At 62.3% G+C, this 8,798-nt stretch carries 8 protein-coding genes and 1 pseudogene; 6 read left to right on the forward strand and 3 right to left on the reverse strand.

Features of this window, described 5'->3' with window-relative positions; genetic code table 11:
- From C483_RS03010 to C483_RS21040, 3 genes are all read left to right on the forward strand, one after another.
- Positions 1-741, forward strand: a complete 741-nt coding sequence (locus tag C483_RS03010) for a tRNA-dihydrouridine synthase (protein WP_006651872.1) — start codon at positions 1-3, stop codon at positions 739-741.
- A gap of 156 nt (positions 742-897) precedes the next feature.
- Positions 898-1,221 carry a hypothetical protein gene (locus C483_RS03015; RefSeq protein WP_006651873.1) on the forward strand — a complete coding sequence of 108 codons (324 nt, stop codon included), beginning with the start codon at positions 898-900 and terminating at the stop codon, positions 1,219-1,221.
- Between the two features lie 153 nt (positions 1,222-1,374).
- A complete protein-coding gene (locus tag C483_RS21040) occupies positions 1,375-1,503 on the forward strand; it encodes a hypothetical protein (protein WP_006651874.1) in 129 nt (42 codons plus the stop codon).
- 259 nt (positions 1,504-1,762) lie between these two features.
- Here the strand turns inward: C483_RS21040 and C483_RS03020 are convergent, their stop codons facing one another.
- Positions 1,763-3,682, reverse strand: a complete 1,920-nt coding sequence (locus tag C483_RS03020; protein ID WP_006651875.1) for a DHH family phosphoesterase — start codon at positions 3,680-3,682, stop codon at positions 1,763-1,765.
- A 243-nt stretch (positions 3,683-3,925) separates the two neighbouring features.
- Between C483_RS03020 and C483_RS03025 the strand changes: the two genes are divergently transcribed.
- From C483_RS03025 to C483_RS03035, 3 genes are all read left to right on the forward strand, one after another.
- Positions 3,926-4,420 carry a Mov34/MPN/PAD-1 family protein gene (locus C483_RS03025; protein ID WP_006651876.1) on the forward strand — a complete coding sequence of 165 codons (495 nt, stop codon included), beginning with the start codon at positions 3,926-3,928 and terminating at the stop codon, positions 4,418-4,420.
- Between the two features lie 166 nt (positions 4,421-4,586).
- A complete protein-coding gene (locus tag C483_RS03030) occupies positions 4,587-5,030 on the forward strand; it encodes an adenylyltransferase/cytidyltransferase family protein (RefSeq protein ID WP_006651877.1) in 444 nt (147 codons plus the stop codon).
- A gap of 292 nt (positions 5,031-5,322) precedes the next feature.
- Complete coding sequence (locus C483_RS03035; protein ID WP_006651878.1) at positions 5,323-6,720, forward strand: YncE family protein; 1,398 nt, start codon at positions 5,323-5,325, stop codon at positions 6,718-6,720.
- A gap of 74 nt (positions 6,721-6,794) precedes the next feature.
- On the opposite strand, the gene C483_RS03040 is transcribed toward C483_RS03035, so the two are convergent.
- Positions 6,795-7,787 carry a hypothetical protein gene (locus C483_RS03040; protein WP_049912399.1) on the reverse strand — a complete coding sequence of 331 codons (993 nt, stop codon included), beginning with the start codon at positions 7,785-7,787 and terminating at the stop codon, positions 6,795-6,797.
- Between the two features lie 381 nt (positions 7,788-8,168).
- Positions 8,169-8,798: pseudogene (locus tag C483_RS03045) on the reverse strand (dihydroxy-acid dehydratase domain-containing protein); the annotation flags it as partial.

Raw genomic sequence — 8,798 nt, forward strand, 5'->3', positions numbered from 1 at the left:
ATGTTCTCCCCACCGCTTGCCCTCGCCAGTTTGAGCGGCGAATCCGACGCCGAGTGGGCCCGCGCCGGTGCTGACTACGCCGGCTGTGCCTTTCTCGGCGGGATCGCCATCGACGACCGATCGAGAGCCGCCGCGCGCGAACTCGTCGCCCGCGACCGAACCGAGTTCCTGCCCGACGATCCCTTCGCGTTCGTCGACCACCAGCTCCGGGCGCTCGAACTCGAGTCCACCCCGATCCAGCCGGCGGTCAACGTCCGCAGCGCGACTCGGGAACCGATCCGCGACGCGGCCCAACTCTGTCACGAGCACGACGCGCTGCTCGAGATCAACGCCCACTGCCGACAGGACGAACTGTGCGCCGTCGGCTGCGGTGAAACACTACTCGCCGACACGGATCGTCTCGCGGGCTACGTCGAAACAGCAACCAGCACCGGCGCAACCATCGGTGTGAAGGTCCGCACCGAAGTCCACGGTGTCGAGTTGCCCGCGCTGGCGGAGGTACTCGAGTCCGCCGGCGCGTCGTTCGTCCACGTCGACGCGATGGATACGGAGTCGGTTATCGCCGAGATTGCGGACGCGACGGATCTCTTTGTGATCGCGAACAACGGCGTTCGAGACACGGAGACGGTTCGGGAGTACGTGGAGTACGGTGCGGACGCGGTGAGCGTGGGTCGACCGAGCGATAATCCGGTCGTACTCGAGCGGGTTCACGATGCGGTCGTGGCGCAGTTGGAGTCGTGACGGTATCCGAATCTATCGCGGGGTGAGTTCACGGCTGTTGCCATCTTCGTCTGTGTTCTCTCACATCACTCAGACTCACACTCACACTCACACCCACCCCCACACCCACAGCGAAACCACGAAAGGACTTTCCAGCAGGCACGCCTCCACCCCGCTATGACCCTCGACGAACTCTCCGAGGAGATGCAGGAATCGTACAGCGATGTTGGGGAGGAACTCACCGTCTCGCTCGACCGCGAGACGCGAAACGAACTCGCCATGCTCGAGACCGCACTCGAACCGGAAGAGACGGACGAACTCGTCCGTCGGGCGATCCACATGCTCTTTCAGTCGACCGTCGAGACGGGGACGATGGACTTCCACCTGCGCTCGGGCTTCGACGTGACCTACGACGAGTATCTCTCGGGGATGACGTTCGACGAGATGACGGGTGCGAATCAGTATCCGACGATGGACGACGAGCGTCGATATCAGTTCTGAAGCCGTTTCTACGGCTCCTCCAGTCGGCCACTCCGTTGTTCTCCCCCGTCTGAGAAACGAGTGAGAGTGACTATCGTATGTGTTATAATGTCACCTTATTCTTAGATCTGAATAATAGGTGCGCTTATTGCCCTCGATCACTCGGCTGTAGACATGGCAATCAGTCAGAACGCAACCGAAACCACGTACCGCTGTCCCACGTGTGCGGGCGATCTCGCCGTCCGATACGACTCCTTCGAGTGTACGGACTGCGGGTTCACGCCGCGTCACGGCTCGGACTAACTCGTAACAGAACTCGCGGACGCACCGACTTCCGAACACGCTCTTGCGCTTCTCACTCGTATCGCGGCCGGCACTCGAGAGGCAGCGCTCTCGTTGTGTCTGCGAACCGGCGGCGTGTTCTCCCGTTGGCTCCCACTCCAGCACAGAAAGAGCGTCGTGTGTCTTGAGCAGTTCGTAAAACCAGCGATCAGGTATCAACTCCCAGACGATACCGTGACACAGCTACACCGCTACTCGAGTACCCGGCTGAGTAGCCGACTCAGTCGTCGATCGGCGCCGCACTCGAGAGCGCCTCGTCGATCTCGGCCTCTTCCATCTTGTCGACCAGGGCGTCGATAACCTCCTCGCGCTTGCCCTTCACGAACTTGATCGAGCCGACGACGAGGTGGCCGCCGCCGGAGACGCCGCCGCCCGGCACCTCCGCCTCGAGTTCGGAGACCATCTGCGGGATGTCGAGGCGCACGCCGTCGGAGCGGAGCACGGCGAAGTCGGGGCCGTAGCCGACCGTGATGACGGGGTCGCCGGTCTCCTCGATTTTCCGGTCGTGGATCTCGCCTGTCGTCTTGCCCGGTGCGGGGTAAGTAAAGCGGTGGGCGTAGTTCTCGACGTCGATCCGGTAGAGGTGTGCGCCGTTGTCCAGGTCCTCGTGTTCGAGGTGGGCCATCGCGGCGTCGAGTTGCTCGTCGACCTCCTCGCCGGCACGGTCGGCGAAGAACGAGACGAGGTCGCGGTGGCGCTCCTCCTCGTCGCTGTCGATCTGAAGCAGGTCCTGGATGAGTTGGTCGCCGGAGTTGTAGCGCAGCCAGAAGGCCGCGTAGTCGAGCGCTTCGCTCACGTCCTGCAGGCGATCCTCGTCGTAGCCCTCTTCGACCGCGAGGTCGATGTAGTCGTCCATCGCGTCGGCCTTCGAGCGGTCCGAAATGCCGGCGACGGCGGGGACGTGGCGGAGTTCGTCCGTGATCTCCGGGAAGATCATCCGCGCGAGTTCGACACAGAGCATGCCCGTCGTGATCCGGTAGTCCTCGTCGTGGAGGTACGGGTTAACGTGGGCGTCGAGCAAGTCGCCGACAGCGTCCGGGTCGGGGTGGTGGTGATCCACCGCGACGATCGGGATGTCGTAGTGTGCCAGCGTCTCGTAGGCCGGCACGTCCTCGGCCGTCGACCCGTTGTCGAGCATGAGCAAGAGGGGGAGCTGCTGACCGTGTTTCTCGCGGTCCTCGAGTGCGAAGTTCAGGTCGCGCGTCGCGTCCTCCATCTCGTAGAACGGAGCCTTGGCCGGCAGGCGCTTGATGAGATGCTGTGGGGCGTTCTCGTCCTCGTGTACCTCGGCGATGAAGCGCTCGAGTGCGATCTGGACCGGCACCGCGGCGCACATTCCGTCACCGTCTGCGTGGTGACGAACACGAATCGGGCGGCCCTCGAGTACCGTCCGACGCAGCAGGGTGGCGACTTCCCGCAGATCGTCACGGAGCTTTTCGAACGCGGGCCAGTCGATCAGCGGCTCGACGTCGTGTGGTTCGGCACGCTCCTCGAGTGCGTCCTCGAGTCGCTCGCGGGCTTCGTCGGCGGTCTCGCCCTCGAGCTTCGAGAGGCCGTCGACTTCGATCTGGACGGAGCCCTCGCGGTGTTCGGGTGTTCCGGTGACGCGGACGACATCGCCGACCTCGACCTGTGGGTAGGCGCGGACGCCGGCCTCTTCGAAGGCGGCACAGGGGACGACGCCGGATTCGTCGGTGACGTGGAAGATCGTCGGGCCGCCGGTCTGTTTGACCTGTACGACCTCGCCTTCGAGGTGGATCTGTTCACCGATGGTCCCCTCGAGGCGGTCGGTGCCGGTCAGGCTGTAGTCGTGGGTGACAGATTCGATCGTGGTATCACTGTCGTCGTCGAGTTCGATCCCGGCTGGCTCGAACGCCATATCGCCGTTATCGCGAACGGTCTCGAGTTCGACGACGAGTTCGTCGCCGACGGCAAAGGTGCCGTCGAGAACGGACTCGTGGACGAGGCCGGAGACGGATTCGGAGAGATCGACGAAAACGCCGTAATCGACGATACCGTTGATTTCAGCGAGGTAGGGTTGGTTCTGCTCGACATCCTCTGCGGTACAATCAGCATCGAGATCGTAGACGACGGAATCCCCGTCGTCTTCGCCGGGGACCCCGGCGGACTCACGTGTCATCTATGAGTGTTCGGTTAGTGACGGTCGCGTATAACCCTTGTCAAGAAGGGATCTCAGCCGTCGATCCGAAAACTGCAGGCAGTAGCGGGGTTGTCGGCCTGATGGCTCTGTCGGCTGGCTCGAGTTGATCACTGATAGCCGCCGGCTGGCTCGATGAGGCACACGGACACACGGACACACGGACACACCGCCCGCCACGCGACCATCGGAACGTTTAGCAACCGCACCCTCCGATGATGGTGTATGGGGCTGCTCGACGCGCTGTTTCGCTCGAACGAAATTCTCGGCATCGCCGAGGAGACACTCGAGTTCGCGATCGAATCCTCGGAGGCCTCCCATCCCAACGAGTACATGGGGTTTCTACGAGGTACAGAGGCGACGCGACTGGGACTCGAGCAAGACGGACTGGTCATCACGGATGTGCTGGTGGTGCCGGGAACGGAGGCAAACAGCGTGAGTGCGACGGTCAAGACGAGCCAGATTCCGAACGACGTGAAGGCGCTCGGCAGCGTTCACTCCCATCCGAACGGCGTGATCAGGCCGAGCAGCGCGGATCTGGAGACGTTCGGACGCGGGAGCGTCCACATCATCATCGGCGCACCGTACCGACGCAGCGACTGGAAAGCGTTCGACTCGCAGGGCAAGCGGACGACCCTGAACGTGATCGATGTCGACCTGCCCGAGACCGAGGACTTCTTCGATTTCACGCAGGCGGATATCGACGAAGAACTGTACTGAGACGGCGAACTGCGTGGGCGTGAGAAGACACTGCGGCTGACACCGACACCGAAACCGAACGCGAGACCGACACTGGTATCCACACGATGATTCAGCAGACGAACACGAAACGCCAGCAACAACGGCGACAGATCTTGATTTCGAGGACGGAACTGGGGACGAATCTATGACGAACGACAGTTTGCGGACGGTGATCGCGCAGGGAACGTTCGATCTGTTACACCCTGGGCACGTCCACTATCTCGAGGAGGCCGCTGCAATGGGCGACGAACTGTACGTGATCGTCGCACGGAAATCGAACGTCGATCACAAGGAAGCGCCCATCTGTTCGGCCGCACAGCGACGGGATGTCGTCGACGCTCTCGAAGTCGTCGACAAAGCCATTCTCGGCCACGAGGAGGATATCTTCGTCCCGATCGAGCGGATCGATCCCGACGTGATCGCACTCGGCCACGACCAGCACCACGACGGGGCAGCCATCGAGGACGAACTCGAGCGCCGCGGAATCGACTGCACTGTCGAACGTGCAAGCGGCCGCGAATCGACACGCGAGGACGAACTGCTCTCGACACGCTTAATTATCGACCGGATTCTCGACCGACGCGGGTAATCTCGGCGTCGGGATTGGTGGGATTTTCACTGAAGCCGACTTACTCGTCTCTGCCAGCGTGACTGTCTTCCATGAGGGGTCGACTGTCCGACTTAGAAGCATGCAATAGTTGCCGTTTCCGACGACAGTCGTCGCGGCGACGAGTGGTTTGACGCTCGAACACGGCCGGCACTGGGAACATCTGTGTGAAGCCGCGTCAATTCTTTCCCCTATCTACCCAAAACCGCCATAATTGCCAGGTAGAGGCCCTGAATCCGCAAACTTTTGAATGTGGAGTGCACACGAAACAACTATGCAGACCGATCCAACTCGCAGGACGTTTCTGGCGGGCAGCGCGACTGCAGGTATCGTTGCAGTCGCCGGCTGTGCCAGTGATGGGGATGGCAATGGTGGCGAAAACGGCGACGAGAACGGCGCTGAAAACGGTGACGAAAACGGAGACGCCGAGGAGTTCGACTACACCGTCGACGCCGAACTCGAGGAGGGGGACGGCTCCTACGAACTCTGGGCACTCGACCAGGGCCGCGACGACATCTTCACGTACGAACCAGCCCCGGAGGGCGACGACGAGTTCGCGCTGACGGGTCACATCAATCTGAACGAACTCGAGGGCCTCCCAGCGGAGGGCGTCGTTCCGCACATGATCGACTTCAGTTCGGACTACGAGTACGCCGCCATCGCCTGTACGGCCGGCGCGCGAACGCTCGTCTTCCGAACCGAGGATCACGAACTCGTCGCCGACATCGACACCGGCGAGGGATCACACATGGCTGCGTTCTCTCCCGCAGACGACTACATCCACGTCGACGCGATTGGCGAGGGTGCGATCGTTCGCGTCGACGCTGACCTCGAGAGCGAGTCGTTCGAGGTCGTCGACGAAATCGTCGTGCTCGAGGACGACACCGTACAGGACGCCGGTATCGAGAGCGGCTCGCCGATCTGTCATCAGTACGCCCACGACGGACGCTCGCTGCACACGCTCGGACCGAGCTACCACGACGGCGCGCTCGTGATCGTCGACCACGAGGAGTTCACCGTCGACAAGGCGCTCTCCGGCGACACGCTGCCGACGAACTGTGGGACAATGCCACACCCGACCGAGGAGAAGTTCTACCTCACCGCTGGTCTCCCATCCAGCGACAGTGAGGGTGTCGGCGACTACTACGTCTACGACACCGCCGAGGACGAGGTTATCGTCGACGGGGAGTCCACCGAGGGAATCGACGCACACGGCTTCTGGTTCACGCCGGATGGCGAGGAGCTGTGGGTGCTGAACCGCGAGACCAACGACGGCGTCATCGTCGACCCCGAGACCGACGAGGTCAAAGAGACGATCGACGCCTATGGCCCCGCTCAGGACGACGATCCCGGTGAGAGCGACGCCCCTGACATCATGTGGACCTCGCCCGACGGCGAGTACATGTTCGTCAGCCTCCGCGGTCCCGCACCGCTCTCTGGTGACCCCCACGCTGCAACCGGTGTGACGCCTGGCGTCTCGGTTATCAGCGTCGAGGACCGCGAGCATGTCGACGTCCTCGAGCCGTTCCCAATCGAGGAGTTCGACGACGAGCACGTTGAACTCGCACAGGACGAGGAAGCAGAGGGGCCACGAACGCCTGACTTCCACGGCCTCGGTGTTCGCCCGATCGAACAGTTCGATACGGCGATTTCGAACTCGCCGCCGTTCTAACGCGGGCGCAGGCGAGCCGGTGTCTCGGTTCGGTATCTCGTTTTTCGATATGCCTCGGTGAGGGGAGAGTGACGTCACCGAAACAGCTTGTGTCCAAGTGCGACGAGCAGCCGCAGTGCCATCCGTACGAGTACGGAAAGGAGTCGCAATGAGATGACCAGAAGCAGGGCAATCAGTGCGAGTACCAGTCCCGCTCCCACGGCAAACACGACGAACGGGGCCATCACCAGCAGGGTACCAAGCAGTCCGACTGCTCGAGTATCGGTCTCGAACGCGTCATCATCGAACACGAGTTCCGCCCGTTCTGTGTCTGCGTCTCCCGTCCACCGGAGCGTTTGCCCGCTACGGTCGACAAAGGCGTCGTCCGCGTTGTGGTGGGCTGCCTGTCCAGGTGCCTCCACGGTCACTGACGCATCCGTCCCAAATGCGTCGTGGAGTGCTGCGACGGGTGGCTCGTGTCGTGTCGAGACGTTCGTCAGAACCGCATCGTGACGGACACGAACCTCGTATCCCCCATTACTCCCAGTGGTTGTGTTCGCCGACGTGAACGTGACGACTGGGTCGCCGCGGTACTCGAGTCCCGTCGCGGATTCGTCCTGCAGGTCGAACGCGTGTTCGAGTCGGCTGGCACCGTCGTGCCACTCGTGAGCGATGGTGTCGTTCGCGGCCCGCTGTGCTGTCGTTTTGTTCTGGATCAGGTACTGCTCGTGGACGGTGATCGAGAGCTGACTCCCTGGTGGGTCACCAGCCAGTTCCACCTCCAGTTCGTACGTTGCGTTGCTGAACGCGGAACTGTTGGTCCCCGACTGGTCTGTGAGGGTTGCGCTGCTTCCGGTGCTTCCGCTGCTTCCCGCGCTTGCGGTGCTTGTGGTACTCAACTGACTCGTCCCGTCAGCCGCTGCGTCGGTGAAGATGTCTCGACCGTCGGCCGGGTCGTCGCTCGCGAGCACCGGCACTGTCTGGAGTGAGAGGAGGAGAACGACCACGAACAGACCGATTGCGGTCAGATGTCCAACCGTCCGTCTGGTTGACCGACCCGAGACGCATTTCTCCAGCCGGACAGTCATTATCCCAGATCGTTCTTGTTGGTAGTAATAGCTTCCGGGGAAACGGAAACGGACACTGACACTGACACTGACTCGTGTGAATAGCGAGAAGAGACCACAGCGAGCCTGGCGAAACTGGGAGGCGACGCCAAACGAGGGGGAGTACTGTATCAGTTCAGTCGAATAACCGGCGGCGGCAACCGGAACGAATCCACTGTGTGGCCAGTTTCGACGAAGTGTTCGATCGCTTGTTCCGAAACATCTGCTTCGGTCCGCCCGTCAGCAGTGCTGCACTGCCACTCACACTCCAGACAGTACTTGTGCATTTACACCATTCTCGGTTGCACCACTGGGAAAGTCTCGTGCAGGACATAGAAGGCGCGAACGATCAGTTCCCGTCAGTCAGTACCCACTCGAGTTCGAATCGCGAGTGACACCGGGGTTCGTCACCGCACCGTTCGCAGCCGAGTCGAAGTCGCGGCCGTACTTCGCCAGCACGCCACTATCGTACGCAGGCGCGGGCTGATCCCACTCCTCACGGCGGGCGTCGAATTCGGCGTCGTCGAGGTCGACTGCGAGTTCCCGCTCCGGAATGTCGACCGTGATCTCGTCGCCGTCCTCCAGAAGTCCGATGGGGCCGCCGACGAACGCTTCGGGGGCGACGTGACCGATCATCGGCCCGCGGGTGCCACCGGAGAACCGGCCGTCCGTGATGAGCGCCACGTCGTCCTCGTGGCCCGCGCCGACGACTGCGGCGGTGACGCCGAGCATCTCGCGCATGCCGGGGCCGCCCTTCGGCCCCTCGTTACGGATGACGATCACGTCGCCGCTCTCGATGTGCCCCTCCTGGACGTACTGCATGGCAGCCTCCTCGTCCTCGAAGACGCGGGCCGGCCCCTGGTGGTAGAACTCGTCGTCGCCGGTAACCTTGAGCACCGCACCGTCGGGCGCGAGGTTGCCCGAGAGGATCTTGATCGCACCCTCGTCCTCCTTGGGGTCGTCGACGGGGTAGAGGCTGTCTCTTATACACAT

Source organism: Natrialba hulunbeirensis JCM 10989, assembly GCF_000337575.1.
Classification (GTDB): domain Archaea; phylum Halobacteriota; class Halobacteria; order Halobacteriales; family Natrialbaceae; genus Natrialba; species Natrialba hulunbeirensis.